Source organism: Paracoccus sp. 228 (assembly GCF_000967825.1).
Taxonomy (GTDB): Bacteria; Pseudomonadota; Alphaproteobacteria; order Rhodobacterales; family Rhodobacteraceae; genus Paracoccus; species Paracoccus marcusii.
Map to the genome: position 1 here is coordinate 45250 of NZ_JYGY01000004.1, position 16111 is coordinate 61360.

Below are 16111 nucleotides of genomic sequence, written 5' to 3' on the forward strand. Positions count from 1 at the left end.
CGCCCCGACGCAATACCGCCTGCCTTCAAAACCCCGTCTCGACTTTCGAAGGCGAATCACCCGGCGCGCAGACGACCGTGCCATTGACCCGGATTGATGAAGCTATGATGCGGATAATCAAGCGAGCCTCCTGGCTGATCCCCCTGATGGCGCTCTCGGCCTGCAAGGCCGAGGTTCTGGCCCCCACCGGCGACATCGCGGCCCAGCAGCGCGACCTGCTTGTCTGGGCGACGGGGATCATGCTGATCATCATCATCCCCGTGCTGGTGCTGGTCGTGCTGTTCGCCTGGCGCTATCGCGCCCGGAACCGCGATGCCAGCTATGCCCCGGACTGGAGCCATTCGACCAAGCTGGAACTGGTGATCTGGGCGATCCCCGCGCTGATCATCATCGCGCTTGGGGCGATGACCTGGGTGGGCACGCACCACCTGGACCCCTATCGCCCGATCCAGCGCGTCTCGGCGGACACGCCGCTGACGGACCAGACCCCGCTGGTGGTCGAGACGGTGTCGCTGGATTGGAAGTGGCTGTTCATCTATCCCGAACAGGGCGTGGCCAGCGTCAACGAACTGGTCGTGCCGGTGGACCGCCCGATCGAGTTCCGCCTGACATCGTCCTCGGTCATGAACGCGTTCTACATCCCGTCGATGGCGGGAATGATCTATTCGATGCCGGGGATGGAGACGACGCTGCACGGCATCTTCAATGCCGAGGGCACGTTCCAGGGGATGGCGTCGCACTATTCCGGGGCGGGCTTCTCGGGCATGCGGTTCAAGGCCCATGCCGTCACCGACGCCGACTTCGACCAGTGGGCGGTCGAGACGCGCGAGGCCGGCGGAGAACTGGACCGGGCCGAGTACCTGGACCTGGCGCGCCCCTCCGAGAACGTCGCGCCCCACCGCTACGGCGCGGTGGATGCGCAGCTGTTCCCGCGCGTGGTCAACATGTGCGTCGAGGACGGCAAGATCTGCATGGCAGAGATGATGGATCTGGACCGCCAAGGCGGCACGGGCCTGGCTGGCACCATGAACATGCAGTCGCTGGTCCAGGACCGCGTCGCGCAGCGCGGAGAGCGCGCGCCCACCCTGGGCTGGGAACCCTTCTACGTCAGCGGGTTCTGTTCGCCCGCCGAGGAGGATCTGATGCTGACGCTGCGGGCGGACCTGCCGCCGCCCCCCGTCGACGCCGCGCCCCTGCGGGGACACGGACTGGACCATCCGGGCACCGGGCTGGTCGACATGCTGCGCCGCCCCGCCCGGGTGCTGACCGGCCTGTCGCGCGACCCCGACGCCGACGAGCTCTGAGCCGAGAGACAGGATAAGAACCATGGCCACGATCGACCACAGCACGACCTTTCTTCTTGGCCGTCTGAACCTCAGCGCAATTCCCCAGGACCCCATCGTGTGGGCGACCTTCGTCGTCGTCGCGATCGGCGGTGCGGGCCTCATGGCGGTGCTGACCAAGTATCGCCTGTGGGGCTATCTGTGGCACGAATGGTTCACCACCGTGGACCACAAGAAGATCGGCATCATGTACATGGTGCTGGCGCTGATCATGCTGCTGCGGGGCTTTGCCGACGCGGTGATGATGCGGCTGCAGTCGATGCTGGCCTTCAACGGGTCCGAGGGCTACCTGAACTCGCACCACTACGACCAGATCTTCACGGCGCATGGCGTGATCATGATCTTCTTCGTGGCAATGCCCTTCATCACCGGCCTGATGAACTATCTGGTGCCGCTGCAGATCGGCGCGCGCGACGTGTCCTTCCCGTTCCTGAACAACCTGTCGTTCTGGATGACGGTGGGCGGCGCGGTGATCATCATGGCCTCGCTGTTCGTGGGAGAGTTCGCGCAGACCGGCTGGCTGGCCTTTCCGCCGCTGTCGGGCATCGGCTTCAGCCCCTGGGTCGGGGTCGACTACTACATCTGGGGCCTGCAGGTGGCGGGCGTGGGAACGACGCTGTCGGGCATCAACCTGCTGGTGACCATCATCAAGATGCGTGCGCCCGGCATGGACTACATGCGCATGCCGATCTTCACCTGGACGGCGCTTTGCACGAACATCCTGATCGTCGCGTCCTTCCCGGTGCTGACGGTCACGCTGGTCCTGCTGACGCTGGACCGCTATGTCGGCACGAACTTCTTCACCAGCGATCTTGGCGGCAACGCCATGATGTACGTGAACCTGATCTGGATCTGGGGCCACCCCGAGGTCTACATCCTGATCCTGCCGCTGTTCGGCGTCTTCTCCGAGGTCACGGCGACCTTCTCGGGCAAGCGGCTGTTCGGTTATACCTCGATGGTCTATGCGACCGTCTGCATCACGGTCCTCAGCTATCTGGTCTGGCTGCACCACTTCTTCACGATGGGGTCGGGCGCGTCGGTGAACGCCTTCTTCGGCATCACCACGATGATCATCTCGGTTCCCACGGGGGCCAAGCTGTTCAACTGGATCTTCACCATGTATCGCGGCCGCATCCGGTTCGACCTGCCGATGATGTGGACGGTGGCCTTCATGCTGACCTTCACCGTGGGCGGCATGACGGGTGTTTTGCTGGCCGTGCCGCCCGCGGACTTCGTGCTGCACAACTCGCTGTTCCTGGTGGCGCATTTTCATAACGTGATCATCGGCGGCGTGCTGTTCGGCCTGTTCGCGGCCATCAACTTCTGGTGGCCCAAGGCCTTCGGCTTCCAGCTGGACGTCTTCTGGGGCAAGATCAGCTTCTGGCTGTGGGTCGTGGGCTTCTGGTTCGCGTTCATGCCGCTCTACATCCTGGGCCTGATGGGCGTGACGCGGCGGATGCGCGTGTTCGACGACCCGGACCTGTGGATCTGGTTCGCGATATCCGGCCTGGGCGTCGCGATGGTCGCGGGCGGCATCGGTGCGATGCTGATGCAGTTCGGCGTCTCGATCTGGCGCCGCAAGGAGCTGGTGGACGAAAGCGGCGATCCCTGGGACGGGCGCACGCTGGAATGGGCGACCTCGTCGCCCCCGCCGGCCTACAACTTCGCCTTCACGCCGGTCGTTCACGGCCTGGACGCCTGGAACGACATGAAACAGGTCGGCCAGACCCGCCCGCGGGGCACCTATCTGCCCATTCACATGCCCCGCAACACCGGCACGGGCGTGATCCTGGCGAGTGCTGCGACGGTCTGCGGCTTTGCGCTGGTCTGGTACATCTGGTGGCTGGCGGCGGCGTCCTTCATCGGCATGATCGCCGTGGCGATCGCCCATACCTTCAACTATGACCGCGACTTCCACATTCCGGCCGAAGAGGTTGCACGGACCGAGGCCGCGCGCGACCGCCAGCTGGCGGCGCTTGGCGCCTGATCGGAGGACATGATGACACCCGCGACCGCAACCGACGTCCAGTACTGGGACACCGAACCCCATCACCACGAGGAGGGGGCCTCGACGACCATCGGGTTCTGGATCTACCTGATGAGCGACTGCCTGATGTTCGCCGTCCTCTTCGCCGTCTTCGGCGTCCTGGGGCAAAGCTATGCCGCGGGCCCCGGTCCGCAGGCGCTGTTCGAACTGCACCTGGTCGCCATCAACACCGCCTTCCTGCTGCTGTCGTCGCTGACCTTCGGGTTCGCGATGCTGTCCACGCTGGCGGGCCGGCAGGGTCCGGCGATGATGTGGCTGGGCGCGACCCTGGTCCTGGGCCTGGCCTTCCTTGCCGTCGAGATCTATGAATTCCACCACCTGATCCACCTGGGCGCAGGCCCGCAGCGGTCCGCCTTCCTGTCGTCCTTCTTCGCGCTGGTCGGCACGCACGGGCTGCACGTGGCCTTCGGCTGCCTGTGGCTGGTCACCCTGATGGTCCAGATCACCCGGCACGGGCTGACCGGAGCCAACATCCGGCGGATGACCTGCCTGTCGATGTTCTGGCACTTCCTGGACGTCATCTGGATCGGCGTCTTCACCTTCGTCTATCTGCTGGGGATGATCTGATGGCCGACACCGCACATGCCAAGACCGCAGCCCATGTCCATCACCCCGACGGCCATGACCACGGCACCTATCGGTCCTATGTCATCGGGTTCATCCTGTCGGTGGTGCTGACCGCGATCCCCTTCGGCTTGGTCATGGCCGGGGGCCTGGAAAGCCGCCTGCTGACGGCGGGGATCGTGATCGGCGCGGCGGCGATCCAGATCCTGGTGCACATGGTCTATTTCCTGCACATGAACGGCCGGTCCGACGAGGGCTGGACGATGATGGCGCTGATCTTCACCGTCGTCGTGGTGGTGATCATCCTGGCCGGGTCGCTGTGGGTCATGCACAACATGAACGCCAACATGATGCCCCAGATGAACCATGACGGCATGCCGCAGCTGTCCGGCTTCGGAACGTAACATGGCGGCGTGGCGCGGACCGGTCCGATGGGGCATCGTGATCCCCGGCACCGTCCTGTGCCTGATCTTCCTGGCGCTGGGCGTCTGGCAGGTGCAGCGGCTGGAATGGAAGCGCGACCTGATCGCGCGCACCCAGGCCGCCGTCACCGCCGCCCCGGTGGCGGCGCCGTCCCCCCAGGCCGTGGCGGGGGACGACACGTTCGAATACCGCCGCGTCATGCTGTCCGGCCGCTACCTGCAGGCCCCGGACACGCTGGTGCGTGCCGTCACGGCCCTGGGCGCGGGTTATTGGGTGATGACGCCGTTCCGGACCGATCAGGGGTGGACCCTGCTGGTCAACCGCGGCTTCGTCGCGGCCGACGGGACCGACGACTATGCCCCCGCACCAACCGCGCCCGATCAGGTCCTGACCGGCCTGATGCGCGCCAGTCAGGAGGGCGGGGCCTTCCTGCGCGACAACGATCCGCAGGAGGGCCGCTGGTTCTCGCGCGATACGCAGGTCATCGGCGCCGCCGTCGGCCTGGATCCGGTCGCGCCGTGGTTCCTGGACCTGGACCGCGGTCCGGGGCAGGCGGCGCCCATCGGGGGGCTGACGGTCGTGTCCTTCCCGAACAGCCATCTCAGCTATGCGTTGACCTGGTTCGCGATGGCGGCGGGGCTGGCCTTCCTGCTGGTCTTCATTCACCGGCCGCACGGTCGTTAGACGGTCCGTGGCATCTAGCAGACCCGCCATCCATCGGGCGTGCGTCAGCGTTCCCGGCCCTTGGCATTGGCCGCACATGCCGCCACTGCGATCAGCCGATCAGCCGATCAGCCGATCAGCCGATCTGCCGCTTGGCAAGCTTGCGCGCCAGGGTGCGCCGATGCATGCCCATCCGCCGCGCGGCTTCCGAGATGTTGAAGTCGCAGTCGCGCAGCGTCGACTGGATCGTCTCCCATTCCTGGGTGCGCAGGCTGGTGCGGCGTGCGGTGACCTCGACGGACGGATCGCCCGCCTCGCGGGCAAAGGCGGCCTCGATCTCGGACGTCGTGGCGGGCTTGGCCAGGTAATGGGCCGCGCCCAGCTTGATGGCCTCTACCGCGGTGGCGATGCTGGCGAACCCAGTCAGCACGACGATGCGGGGTGCGGGGTCCATGCTGGCCAGCGCCTGCACGCATTCCAGCCCGCTGCGCCCGGGCAGCTTCAGATCGACCAGCGCCAGGTCCGGGGGGCTCTGCTGCGCCAGCGCGATCCCCTCGTCGGTCGATGACGCATGGTGGACGTCATAGCCGCGGCGGGCAAAGCTTTCCGTCAGCGTCGCGGCCAGCGCGGCATCATCCTCGACGATCAGCAGGCGGCGGGTCATGCGGCGGCCTCCAATGTTGGCAGCAGCAGGGTCACCTGCGCCCCGTGCCGCAGGTTGGCAAGGCGCATCTCTCCGTTCAGGCGGCGCATGACGTTGCCGGTCAGGAACAGGCCCAGCCCGCGCCCGGCGCCGTCCTTGTCGCTCTGGAACGGCTGGCCGGGGTCGGCCAGGATGGCGTCGGGAAAACCCGGTCCGTCATCCTCGATGACCAACGCCAGCTGTTCGGGCCCCCCCGGCGACAGAGAGATGCGGATGTTGCGGCTGCCCGCCTCGGCGGCATTGTCCACCAGTTGGCGGACCGCCTGTTCCAGCATCGGATCGGCCATGATCACCGGATCGCACCGCATGTCAAAGCTGATCCGAACGGGCAGGGCCATTCCCTCGATCGCCGCCTCCAGGAAGGCGCGCGCGCGCATCGCCTGCGCCTCGTCCAGGCGCTCCTGGCCCGATGACAGCAGCATCTCGGACACGATCTGGCGGCATCGCGACAGCTCTCGTTGCATGACGGCGATCTTGTCGTCCAGCTCGTCCCCCTGCGGCGCGCCAAGCGTCTGCCAGTCGTCCAAGGTAACCGCAAGCGTGGTCAGGGGCGTGCCCAATTCATGCGCCGCGCCGCTGGACAGCAGCCCCAGACGGACCAGGTGATCCTCCTCCAGCATCTGCTGACGCAGGGCCTGGATCTGGGCGTCGCGGTCGCGCAGGTTCGCGGTGATGCGGGTGACGAACCAGGTCAGCAGGCTGGCCGCCAGCAGAAAGGACAGGAACATCCCCTGCAGGTGCAGGTCCAGAAAGCTTGGCCCCGCCCCGTGCCACAGATGCGGCAGCGGCAGCGGCACGCCGTTGCCGGTCAGCCAGAAATGCGCCGCGATCGTCGCCAGCAGGATCAGCGCCGCATGCCCCTGCGGAAGCAGCACGATCGCCAGGATGACCTGCAGGATGAACAGCGACACGAAGGGATTGGAGGCGCCGCCCGACAGATACAGCAGGATCGTCAGGCTGGCCACATCCATCAGCAGTTCGGCCGTCACGGTCAGGTCGGTGATCGGGTGCCCCCGGCGCAGCCGCCAGGCGGAGAACAGGTTCAGGAAGATCAGGAACCCGACCACCGGCAGCATCTGCCCCCATGGCAGCGTCGTCACGTCCAGCAGGGCGACCGTCCCCCAGATCGCCAGCAGCTGTCCCGCGACCGCGATCCAGCGCATGCGGTTCAGCTGCGCCAGATTGCGCCGGGCGGCGTTCTGCGCGATGTTCGTGGGGGATTGCGTCTTCATCGGTCCTTCCGGGCAGTTCGGGGCGGATGCCGGTTATTCCCGCGGCGCTGCCTGGGGTCCGACGGGCCATTCCGCCTTCTACGACAGAACAGGGGTCGCCGAAAGCGCGCCGGTGTCGCGCCCTGGTCGGGCAACGATCGGTCGTCGGGCGGCGTTCCGCGTGATCGTCGGCGGTGCAGGCGGCGTCCTTGACGGGGTCGTGACGACTGCGATCCGGCCCGGATATCACCGGGTCGTTGCGATCGGCAGATTTTCATGCGGTTCGCATCGCAAGCAGGATCATCTGGCACATAACCGATTAGCACCAACGCCTTGGGCTAGGCCGGCAGCTCGTGGAAGCATGGAAAGCAGCGACCGCAGTCACCGCCACGGAGAAACGCTGCCTATGACGGCACGCCATCGCCGTGATGGTCGTGCTGGCAATGCGCGTGATCGCCCAGCACCTCGATGACCTTGCAGTCCGATATCGTCCCATGCGCGCATTGGGACAGCATTCGGCTCAGCTCCTGCTGCAGGGCTTCCAGCCGGACGATCCGGTCGCGGACCGATTGCAGCTGGCGTCGCGCGATGACATCGGCGGCGGCGCAGGGCATGTCGGGACGATCCGACAGGCTCAGCAGCTCTCGGATGCTGTCCAGCGGAAAGCCAAGGTCGCGCGCGTGGCGGATGAAGGCCAGCCGCTCCTGTTGCTTGCGACCATAGAGGCGCTGGTTCCCGGTGCTGCGTTCGGGTTCGGGCAGCAGGCCGATGCTTTCGTAATAGCGGATCGTGGGCACCTTGACCCCGGTGGCCGCGCTCAATTTTCCGATGCTGAGCATGAAACACCCCTTGAAGCTCTAGTTGCTAGAGATCCTATCTTCCTGGCCACAGGACGAAAAGAGCCATGGCAGGATGCGACATGACGGATGACACGACACATCGGCGGGAATGGACCGTCACGGGCATGGATTGCGCCGGATGCACGGCCAAGGTCGTGCGCGCGGTCGAGCGGATGCCCGGCGTCCGCGCGGCCCGGGTCGCGCTGATGGCCGAACGGCTGAGCGTCGATCTGGACCCCGGCACCACCCGATCGGACCAGATCGAGGCGGTCGTCCGGGCCTTGGGTTATGGCATCGCGCCGACGGTGGCGGTCGATGACGTGCCTGAACAGGCGGTCCGCCCCGCGACGGGTGCGGACCCGTCGTGGTACCGGACGGCCAAGGGGCGGCTGGTGGTGCTGACCGGACTGCTGCTGGCGCTGGCCTGGGTCGTGGCGCTGCTGACGCCCGCGGGCGGCGGGTATGCGGCATTCGTCGCAGCCTGCCTGATCGGGGTGGCCCCGGTGGCCTGGCGCGCCGTTGCGGCGCTGCGCATGGGCCAGCCCTTCACGATCGAAAGCCTGATGACCATCGCCGCGGGCGGCGCGCTGCTGATCGGCGCGGCCGAGGAGGCGGCGCTGGTCGTGTTCCTGTTCGCCGTGGGCGAGGTTCTGGAAGGCGTCGCCGCCGGCCGGGCCCGCCAGGGCATCCGCGCGCTGGCCGATCTGGTGCCCAAGACCGCGATGCTGGAGCAGTCGGGCGGGACACGCACTGTCCCCGCCGACAGCCTGACGATCGGGCAGGTGGTCCTGATCCGCCCCGGCGACCGCATCCCCGCGGATGGCGACATCGTCGAGGGGACCAGCGGCATCGACGAAAGCCCCGTGACCGGCGAAAGCGTTCCGCAGACCCGTAGCGTGGGCGATGCGGTCTTTGCCGGCGCGATCAACACCCAGGCCGCGTTGCGGATGCGCGTGACGCGCGAACCCCGCGACAACACCATCGCCCGCATCATCCTCCTCGTCGAAGACGCCGAAGACGCGCGCGCCCCAACCGAGCGGTTCATCGACCGCTTCTCTCGGATCTACATGCCTGCGATCATCGCGCTGTCGGCGCTGGTGATCCTGGTGCCGCCGCTGGCCTTCGGGCAGGACTGGACCACCTGGGTCTATCGCGGCTTGGCGCTGCTGCTGATCGGGTGCCCTTGCGCGCTGGTGATCTCTGTCCCCGCGTCGATCGCGTCGGCGCTGTCTGCGGGGGCGCGGCGGGGGCTGTTGATGAAGGGCGGCGCCGTGATCGAGGCGGCGGCGCGTGTGACGCATGTCGTCTTCGACAAGACTGGCACGCTGACCCGCGGACGCCCGGTCGTGACCGACCTGATCCCGGCGCCGGGCGTCGCCGAGATCGACCTGCTGTCCATTGCCGCGGGCGTCGAGGCCGGATCGGGTCACCCCCTGGCGCAGGCGATCGTTGCCCGGGCACAGGCCGCGGGCGTTCTGGTCCTCGCGTCGCGGGATGCCCGTGCCTTGCCCGGGCGTGGGGCGGTGGCCACTGTCGGCGGCGCGCCCGCCTGGGTCACATCGCCCTCTCACGCTGCGGAGGCGGGCGGCGTCGACCCCGCGGCCCTGTCACGCGTCACCGCGCTGGAGGAACAGGGCCGGACCGTCGTCGCGGTGTTTCGGACGGGGCAGCCCTTGGGGCTGATCGCGATGCGCGACGAACCGCGCCCCGATGCGGCCGCCGCCATTCGCCAGCTGTCAGCGATGGGCTTGGGTGCGACGATGCTGACGGGCGACAACGCCCGCACCGCCGCCGCGATCGCGGGGGAAATCGGGCTGGATCATCGCGCGGGCATGCTGCCCGAGGACAAGCTGACCGCGATCCGCGCGATGAACCGCCAGGGCGGCGTGATGATGGTCGGCGACGGCATCAACGACGCCCCGGCACTGAAGGAGGCCCGTGTCGGCATCGCAATGGGATCGGGGTCCGATGTCGCGCTGGAGACGGCGGACGGCGCGTTGCTGCGCGATCACGTTACCGATGCGCCGGCGATCATCCGGCTGGCGCGGGCGACGATGGGCAACATCCGCCAGAACGTTGCCTTGGCGCTTGGGCTCAAGGCGGTGTTCCTGGTCACGACGATCATGGGTGTCACCGGGCTGTGGATCGCCATCCTGGCCGATACCGGCGCGACGGTGCTGGTCACGCTGAACGCCCTGCGGTTGCTGGCCTTCGATCCGACGCGCGAGGCCTGACGCGGTCAGCGCCCGGCCAGCGCGCGGGATTCCGCACGGATGCGGATCGTCAGCACGCAGGCGTTCAGGATGGTGAAGAGGACCGCGACCCCCCACAGGCCCAGGACCATCGGCGCCACGATGATCTCGGCGATGACGACGGCATAGTTCGGATGCGACAGCCAGCGATAGGGTCCGCGTGCCACCAGCGGCGCGTCCAGCACGATGATGCGCGTGGTCCAGCGCGGCCCCAGGCTGACCAGCACCCAGACCCGCAGACCCTGCAGGACCATGAAGGCGGCAAGCCATTCGGGGTGGACCGGGTTGGACCATCCCCAGATGCAGATGGCCGCCAGCCAGGCTGAGTGCATCGCGACGATCAATGGATAGTGCCCCGCCCCATGTTCGACCGCCCCCTGGGCCAGCAGGCGGCGGGTGTTGCGCCGGGCGACAAGCAGTTCGGCCCCGCGCTGCAGCAGCAGGAAGGCGATGAAGGCCAGGGACGCGGCGTGATGCTCCATCCTACTGCACCGTGATCGGCAGGACCGACAGCGTGAAGCCCGGCCCAAGCGCCATGGCCAGCAGCGATCCGCGCGTGCCCGCGCGCAGCACCTGTTCCAGGACGAACAGGACGGTCGGGGCGGACATGTTGCCGTTCTGCGCCAGGACCCGGCGTTCGATGTCCAGCGACCCCTCCGGCAGGGACAGCGTGGTCTCCAGCGCGGTGATGACCTTGGCGCCGCCCGGGTGGCAGACGTGGCGGTCGACCGGATGATCCGGGATCAGGCCGTCCAGCGCCGTCCGCAATTCCGCCTCGGCAAAGCCGGGGATCGATCGGTCGAAGACGACGCCCAGGCCGGTTTCCTCGACCGTCCAGCCCATGATGCCCAGGGTGTCGGGCCACATGTGCTGGCGGCCCCGTCCGATCTGGGGGCGCGCATCGTCGGCCGCGTGGCCCGCGCGCAGCACGACCGCCGCGGCCCCGTCGCCGAACAGGGCGGTGGCGATGATGTCGGCCTTGGCCAGGCGGTCCAAGCGAAAGAGGACGGTGCAGGTCTCGACCGCGACCATCAGGACCACGGCGCCGGGGCGGGCGGCCGCCAGGTCGGCGGCGATGGACAGACCTGACACGCCCCCCGCGCAGCCCAGGCCAAAGACCGGCACCCGCATCGCGTCGGCGCGAAAGCCCAGGTCGCGCGCGGTCAGCGCCTCCAGCGTCGGCGTCACTATCCCGGTCGAGGATACGGTGACGATGATGTCCACCTGGTCCGCCCGCAGCCCCGCCTGGTCCAGCGCCAGCCCGGCCGCGTCGCGAAACAGTGCCGCTGCCCCTTCGGCATAGGCGCGGGTGCGGTCGACCCAGCCATGGGGCTGCCGGAACCAGTCCAGCGGCACGACGGAATGCCGCGTGTCGATGCCGGCGTTCTGGAACGCCGGGGCAAGCCGGTCGAACTGAGAGAAGCGCGATTGCAGCAAGGCGCGCGATTCCGTCACGATATCGTCCTGGCGCAGCAGGTTGGGCGGGACGGCGGTAGCGATGGACAGCAGCCGGGGTCGGTCGTCTTCGGTCCAGGGGGTCATGCGGGTCCTGTCGTCGGGGTTTCGGGCACGACCAAAGCGGACAGGCGCACCAGGTATGCAGCGGGTTCAACCATGCAACGCGCAAGGGGCGCGAAAGGTGCCCGGCCCGCGTGTATGGCGGGCCGGGGGCAGGGGCTAGCGCAGAACGTAGTCGACCTGCGATCCGTCCTCGGCCGCAAAGCGGACATGGACCAGCTTGGCGCCTGCGTACCACAGGTCGCGGTTCAGCCCGCCGCGCAGCGCGTAATGCGTGGCGGCGACCGTGCCCGACCCGGTGGCCACGTCTTCTGTGCCCAGGTTGCTGACGCTGATCGGGTCGGTGCTGCCGTCGATGGTGTTCAGCACTGCCGATGACCGCACCATGTCGGCGTTCCACAGGCTGGCCGGGATCAGCGAGGTCGCACCGACCCGGATGTCATGCGGCGTGCCGTTGTCATCCGTGCGTGAGGTCAGGCCGGCCAGTTGGCCGCCACGCCAGGTCTCGGTGCTGGTCTGGGAAAAGCGATAGGCGGCGACGCCGATCACCGGCACCTTGACCTTGACGTCGGTGGCGATGTCCACGGTGACGTCGTCGCCCGATCCGCGGAAGGTGACGACATAGTCGCCGATGTCGCGATCCTTGCGGATCACGTCGAAGGCCAGGCGCCCCGATGCGGGGACGCTGGCGCCGGGGGATGCCATGGCGGCAGGCGCCAGGGCCAGCGCGGTCAGCAGCGTCAGAAGGCGGGTCATGCGGGGTTTCATGTCAGATGGTTCCCATGCCGATGAACAGGTTGCGGTTGGCGTCGGCGATGGCGCGGCGGCCATGCATGACGCGGGTGTTGTCCAGGATGGCGATGTCGCCATCCTGCCAGTTGATCTCGTGCGTGACCTCCTCGGCCAGGGCGCGGATCTCTTCGATCTCCTCCGGGGTCACCTCGGAGCCGTCGGCCATGGCATAGCGCGGCGGCTGATAGTTGTGCGACGGACCCAGGACGGCATTGGCAAAGCCGCGCGTCTCTCCGCCCAGGGCCGAGGGGCGCACCGGGTCCAGCGTCAGGCGATAGGTCAGCGAGCCGTCCGTGTGCAGGGTGAAGTCCTGATCCGGGATCGCCGCCTTGAACTGCAGGACGTGTTCCATCGTGACCTGCGCCGGGTCCGAGATGGCCGGGTGTTCGTTCGCCAGATAGCGTTTCCACAGCGCCTCGGGCAGGACGCGTTCGACGGTCATGCGCTGCGACCAGCGGGCCTTGAGCGCATCGTCGAACCGGTCCCAGACCGCGCGGCCGTCGCAGATGGTGGTCTGCGAGCCCTCGAAGGCGGCGGTCTGGGCAAAGAAGGTCACGATGTCGGGGCAGCGCGGCGTGTTGCCGTTCTCGATATGCAGGCCGATGGGGCCCAGGCCCGCATCGACCATCTGCGTGGTGTCCGTATTATGGCTGCGCGCCGGATCGAAGGTCACGCGGCGGCAGAGCGTCGTCACCACGCCCGAGAACGCCTCCATGTCGGGCTGAAAGCCGCGCAGCAGCGTCCAGCCGTCGCGGGCCAGGTCCTCGCGGATGGTGGCCAGCAGGCCCGGATCGGTCAGGCCGCCCGGATGGTCGCGGTGGCGCAGGATGTTGTAGCTCATGGGGATCCTCATCACTTGGGAAGGGTCGCGGCGGCGATGACCGCCGGGTCGCGGGCCAGGCGCATCAGCACCCGGTCGATCAGGCCGGGGCGCAGGCGTTGCAGGGCCACGAACAACCGCTCGCGCGAGGCGGGCATCTGTTCGCGCCGGCGCGCGGTAATGGCGCGCCAGGCATGGGCCGCGACCGCGTCCGGGCTGTCCAGGGTCATCGCCATCGGCCCGATCAGCGCGTCAAAGCCCTGCGTCGCATCGGTCCGGGTGGCGCGCGGCGCCAGATAGGTGACGGCGATGCCGCGCGGGGCCAGCTCGCGCCGCAACGCGTCCGACCAGCCCCGCAGCGCGAACTTGGACGCGGAATAGAGCGCAAAATACGGAAACCCGATATCGCCGAAGACCGAACCCACGTTCACGACCTGCCCCCGGCTGGCCGTCAGCGCGCCCAGGAGGTCGCGGGTCAGCGCCATGGGCGCGGCCAGGTTCAGCGCCAGCGTGGCCGCGATCTGCGCGTCGTCGGCGGTGTCGGCGGTGCCCGAGGGCACCATGCCCGCATTGTTGATCAGGATGTCCAGCCCGGTTTCGGCCACCGCCTGCGTGATGCTGGCACGCCCGTCTGGAGTGGTGATATCCGCGGGCAGGACCACCGCATCGCGCAGTCCCGCCGCGGTCTGCTCCAGAGGGCCTGCGCGGCGGCCGACCAGGATCACGCCGTGGCCCTGGCGGTCGGCCTGGATGGCCAGCGCCCGGCCGATGCCCGACCCGGCGCCGGTGATCAGGACCCTCATGCCGCCACCTCCGCCCCGGTCGCCGCGGGACCGAGCAGCGGCACCAGCAGCGCCCCCGGACAGCGGGCGATGCGCGCGGCCACCTGCCGGTCGGCAGTGCCCGAGGCGCGGATCAGCCCGGCCTCGCGCGGGTCGGCAAAGACCAGCGTGTCGGGGCGGGCATAGTCGGGCAGGGCGGCCAGCCGCGCCGTCAGCGCCGCCATGTCGGGGCTGCCCGTGGCGGCCAGGACCAGCATCAGCCGGTCGTCCCCGGTCAGGATCAGGGCGGCGGCGGGGATGGCCGGATCGGCCAGGGCCGCGGCCTCGACCCATTCGGGGGCGATGTTGCGCCCCGAGGCGCGCAGGATCATCGCGTCGCGCCGACCCAGCACCGTCAGCCGCCCATTCGTCAGCTGGCCCAGATCGCCGGTCCGCCACGGTCCGCGATGGGGCGCATGGCCCAGATAGCCCGACATCACGGCGGGGCCGTCGACCACGATCTCTCCGTCCTCGATGCGCAGGTCCACACCGTCCAGGGGCAGCATCGCGGTGCCGCCTGCGGGCGTCATGGCCACGACCGATGACGCCTCGGACAGGCCATAGCCCTCGGCCACGGGCAGGCCCAAGGCGCGGGCCTCGGCCAGAAGGACCGGGGAGACCGGCGCACCCCCGACCGCGATATAACGCAGGGTGTCCGGCGCACGGGCGCCCTGCCGCAGGGCCGCGACCCACAGCGTCAGCTGGCGCGGGGCCAGCACGGTCACGGTCGGGTGGCAGGCGGCGGCCGCGCGCGCCAGGGCGGTGCCGTCGCCGGTGAACAGGCAGGCCGCGCCCTCGGCCGCGATGACGGTTTCGGCGCCAATCAGCACCGGCACGAAGATGCCGCAGATCTGCTCCAGCAGCTGCGACAGCGGCAGGACAGACAGATAGCGGTCGCGCGGGTCGGCCGCGATCGCCGCCGCCAGCGCGCCGGTCTGGGCGGTCAGCTGGCGGTCACCCAGCACGACCCCCTTGGGCCGTCCCGTCGTCCCGGAGGTATAGATCACCCGGTCCGCTACCCCGGCATAGGCCAGTGGCATCGACGCGTCCGATCGCGGCAGGCGGTCGATCAGCACGGCGCCGGAATCGGCCAGCAGGTGACCCACCTGCCCGGCCGAGAAGAAGCCCGGCACCGGCACCACGCGGCACCCGGCCAGGGTCGCGGCCAGATCGGCGATGACATAGTCCAGCCCGGCAAGGCGCAGGCCCACCGTGCGGGGGCCGTCGGCAAAGCCCGCGGCGGCGCGACCGACGGCCTGGGCAAGACCTGCCCAGGTGATGTGGCGTTCGCCGTCGCGAAAGGCGGTGGCACCGGGACGCTGGCGGGCATGGCGGGCGAGGGCGTCGAAGATCGGTGTCATCGGGCGGCTACCTTGCTGAGGGGGCGGGGCATGAAGCGCAGCGGTTCGGACCGTTCGGCCAGCGCGCAGACCCAGGGGTCGGTGTCGTAATAGCGGCCCCAGCAGGCCGCATCCGGCAGGCATTCGGCCCGCGCAGGTGCCAGCGCCAGCAGCGGCACGCCGGTCCGCCGCAGCATCGCGACCAGCGCGGCGGTGGCGGTGAACAGGCCCCAGCTTTTGCCCTGCAGGCGGCCCTCGGCGGCGATGGCCTCGATCAGGGGCAGGGTGGCGATGGGGCGGGGGCAGGCCATCGACACGACCTCCAGGATGTCGGCGTCGTGAACCGTACGGCCGCTGCGTTCGGACAGCAGCTGCGCCACCGGCCGGTCCAGATAGACCTGTGAAAAGAACCCCGCCGCCGCATCGCGCAGGCCCGCCGCCCCCAGCACCGCGCCCGAGGCCGACCGAGCCACCGCCAGGGGGACCGCGGGCAGGGTCATGCGGGCGTCAAAGGCGTCATGGAAATGGCCTTCGATCATCAGGGCCGCGGCCTGCCAGCCGGGGTCCAGGGGCTGCAGGATCTGCATGTGCATGGCGTGGTCGGACAGGTGGCGCAGTGCATGCATGGTGGGGCCTTTGCGTGGTTCGTGCCCCTGATCTGACGGGCAAAGCTTGCAGCAGGCTTACAGACAGGGAAGCCATCATCACGACTCCGTGATGCGTTCTTTTCCGTTGATCCGGCTCCCCCGTCCCGCCATGTCTTGGCGGAACGAAG

At 68.7% G+C, this 16111-nt stretch carries 16 protein-coding genes; 6 read left to right on the forward strand and 10 right to left on the reverse strand.

Annotated elements, in window-relative coordinates; all coding sequences use genetic code 11:
* Positions 1-104 precede the first annotated feature (104 nt).
* The 5 genes from cyoA to SY26_RS13180 are packed head-to-tail and all read left to right on the forward strand — an operon-like array spanning position 105 to position 5061.
* Positions 105-1304: a ubiquinol oxidase subunit II gene (cyoA, locus tag SY26_RS13160; protein ID WP_052715280.1), complete on the forward strand. Its 1200-nt coding sequence runs from the start codon at positions 105-107 to the stop codon at positions 1302-1304.
* 22 nt (positions 1305-1326) lie between these two features.
* Positions 1327-3330, forward strand: coding sequence for a cytochrome o ubiquinol oxidase subunit I (cyoB, locus tag SY26_RS13165; RefSeq protein ID WP_046000908.1), 2004 nt, complete (start codon positions 1327-1329; stop codon positions 3328-3330).
* 9 nt (positions 3331-3339) lie between these two features.
* On the forward strand, positions 3340-3957 hold the full coding sequence (gene cyoC / locus SY26_RS13170) for a cytochrome o ubiquinol oxidase subunit III (protein WP_046000909.1): 618 nt from the start codon (positions 3340-3342) through the stop codon (positions 3955-3957).
* A complete protein-coding gene (cyoD, locus tag SY26_RS13175) occupies positions 3954-4358 on the forward strand; it encodes a cytochrome o ubiquinol oxidase subunit IV (RefSeq protein WP_046001140.1) in 405 nt (134 codons plus the stop codon). The genes cyoC and cyoD overlap by 4 nt, the downstream gene beginning before the upstream one ends.
* A gap of 1 nt (position 4359) precedes the next feature.
* Entirely contained in the window at positions 4360-5061 is a 702-nt protein-coding gene (locus tag SY26_RS13180) for an SURF1 family protein (protein ID WP_046000910.1), read from the forward strand.
* Between the two features lie 115 nt (positions 5062-5176).
* On the opposite strand, the gene SY26_RS13185 is transcribed toward SY26_RS13180, so the two are convergent.
* From SY26_RS13185 to SY26_RS13195, 3 genes are all read right to left on the reverse strand, one after another.
* Positions 5177-5704: a response regulator transcription factor gene (locus SY26_RS13185; RefSeq protein WP_046000911.1), complete on the reverse strand. Its 528-nt coding sequence runs from the start codon at positions 5702-5704 to the stop codon at positions 5177-5179.
* Positions 5701-6975: an ATP-binding protein gene (locus SY26_RS13190; RefSeq protein WP_046000912.1), complete on the reverse strand. Its 1275-nt coding sequence runs from the start codon at positions 6973-6975 to the stop codon at positions 5701-5703. The genes SY26_RS13185 and SY26_RS13190 overlap by 4 nt, the downstream gene beginning before the upstream one ends.
* A gap of 383 nt (positions 6976-7358) precedes the next feature.
* Positions 7359-7793, reverse strand: coding sequence for a helix-turn-helix domain-containing protein (locus tag SY26_RS13195; protein WP_046000913.1), 435 nt, complete (start codon positions 7791-7793; stop codon positions 7359-7361).
* A gap of 80 nt (positions 7794-7873) precedes the next feature.
* Here SY26_RS13195 and SY26_RS13200 point away from each other — a divergent pair, with 80 nt between their 5' ends.
* Positions 7874-10027: a heavy metal translocating P-type ATPase gene (locus tag SY26_RS13200; RefSeq protein ID WP_046001141.1), complete on the forward strand. Its 2154-nt coding sequence runs from the start codon at positions 7874-7876 to the stop codon at positions 10025-10027.
* A gap of 5 nt (positions 10028-10032) precedes the next feature.
* Here SY26_RS13200 and SY26_RS13205 read toward each other — a convergent pair whose 3' ends face one another.
* From SY26_RS13205 to SY26_RS19985, 7 genes are all read right to left on the reverse strand, one after another.
* Entirely contained in the window at positions 10033-10527 is a 495-nt protein-coding gene (locus tag SY26_RS13205) for an isoprenylcysteine carboxyl methyltransferase family protein (RefSeq protein ID WP_046000914.1), read from the reverse strand.
* 1 nt (position 10528) lies between these two features.
* Entirely contained in the window at positions 10529-11587 is a 1059-nt protein-coding gene (locus tag SY26_RS13210; protein WP_046000915.1) for a type III polyketide synthase, read from the reverse strand.
* Positions 11588-11722: 135 nt separating this feature from the next.
* Positions 11723-12319 (reverse strand): DUF6134 family protein, encoded by a 597-nt coding sequence (locus SY26_RS13215; protein WP_046000916.1) that lies wholly within the window; start codon positions 12317-12319, stop codon positions 11723-11725.
* A 13-nt stretch (positions 12320-12332) separates the two neighbouring features.
* On the reverse strand, positions 12333-13196 hold the full coding sequence (locus tag SY26_RS13220) for a TauD/TfdA family dioxygenase (RefSeq protein WP_198143168.1): 864 nt from the start codon (positions 13194-13196) through the stop codon (positions 12333-12335).
* 11 nt (positions 13197-13207) lie between these two features.
* A complete protein-coding gene (locus SY26_RS13225) occupies positions 13208-13978 on the reverse strand; it encodes an SDR family oxidoreductase (RefSeq protein WP_046000917.1) in 771 nt (256 codons plus the stop codon).
* Positions 13975-15357 carry an AMP-binding protein gene (locus SY26_RS13230; RefSeq protein ID WP_052715281.1) on the reverse strand — a complete coding sequence of 461 codons (1383 nt, stop codon included), beginning with the start codon at positions 15355-15357 and terminating at the stop codon, positions 13975-13977. Before SY26_RS13230 ends, SY26_RS13225 begins: the two co-directional genes overlap by 4 nt.
* Complete coding sequence (locus SY26_RS19985) at positions 15354-15962, reverse strand: thermostable hemolysin (protein WP_052715282.1); 609 nt, start codon at positions 15960-15962, stop codon at positions 15354-15356. The genes SY26_RS13230 and SY26_RS19985 overlap by 4 nt, the downstream gene beginning before the upstream one ends.
* Between the last annotated feature and the right edge of the window lie 149 nt (positions 15963-16111).

Bases quoted from the DNA above. Each gene is read 5' to 3' on its own strand.
- cyoB (WP_046000908.1), top strand. From the start codon at position 1,327: ATGGCCACGATCGACCACAGCACGACCTTTCTTCTTGGCCGTCTGAAC.
- SY26_RS13185 (WP_046000911.1), bottom strand. From the start codon at position 5,704: ATGACCCGCCGCCTGCTGATCGTCGAGGATGATGCCGCGCTGGCCGCG.
- SY26_RS13205 (WP_046000914.1), bottom strand. From the start codon at position 10,527: ATGGAGCATCACGCCGCGTCCCTGGCCTTCATCGCCTTCCTGCTGCTG.
- SY26_RS13190 (WP_046000912.1), bottom strand. From the start codon at position 6,975: ATGAAGACGCAATCCCCCACGAACATCGCGCAGAACGCCGCCCGGCGC.
- SY26_RS13220 (WP_198143168.1), bottom strand. From the start codon at position 13,196: ATGAGCTACAACATCCTGCGCCACCGCGACCATCCGGGCGGCCTGACC.
- SY26_RS13200 (WP_046001141.1), top strand. From the start codon at position 7,874: ATGACGGATGACACGACACATCGGCGGGAATGGACCGTCACGGGCATG.
- SY26_RS13210 (WP_046000915.1), bottom strand. From the start codon at position 11,587: ATGACCCCCTGGACCGAAGACGACCGACCCCGGCTGCTGTCCATCGCT.
- SY26_RS13180 (WP_046000910.1), top strand. From the start codon at position 4,360: ATGGCGGCGTGGCGCGGACCGGTCCGATGGGGCATCGTGATCCCCGGC.
- SY26_RS19985 (WP_052715282.1), bottom strand. From the start codon at position 15,962: ATGCATGCACTGCGCCACCTGTCCGACCACGCCATGCACATGCAGATC.
- cyoA (WP_052715280.1), top strand. From the start codon at position 105: ATGATGCGGATAATCAAGCGAGCCTCCTGGCTGATCCCCCTGATGGCG.
- SY26_RS13225 (WP_046000917.1), bottom strand. From the start codon at position 13,978: ATGAGGGTCCTGATCACCGGCGCCGGGTCGGGCATCGGCCGGGCGCTG.
- SY26_RS13195 (WP_046000913.1), bottom strand. From the start codon at position 7,793: ATGCTCAGCATCGGAAAATTGAGCGCGGCCACCGGGGTCAAGGTGCCC.
- SY26_RS13230 (WP_052715281.1), bottom strand. From the start codon at position 15,357: ATGACACCGATCTTCGACGCCCTCGCCCGCCATGCCCGCCAGCGTCCC.
- cyoC (WP_046000909.1), top strand. From the start codon at position 3,340: ATGATGACACCCGCGACCGCAACCGACGTCCAGTACTGGGACACCGAA.
- SY26_RS13215 (WP_046000916.1), bottom strand. From the start codon at position 12,319: ATGACCCGCCTTCTGACGCTGCTGACCGCGCTGGCCCTGGCGCCTGCC.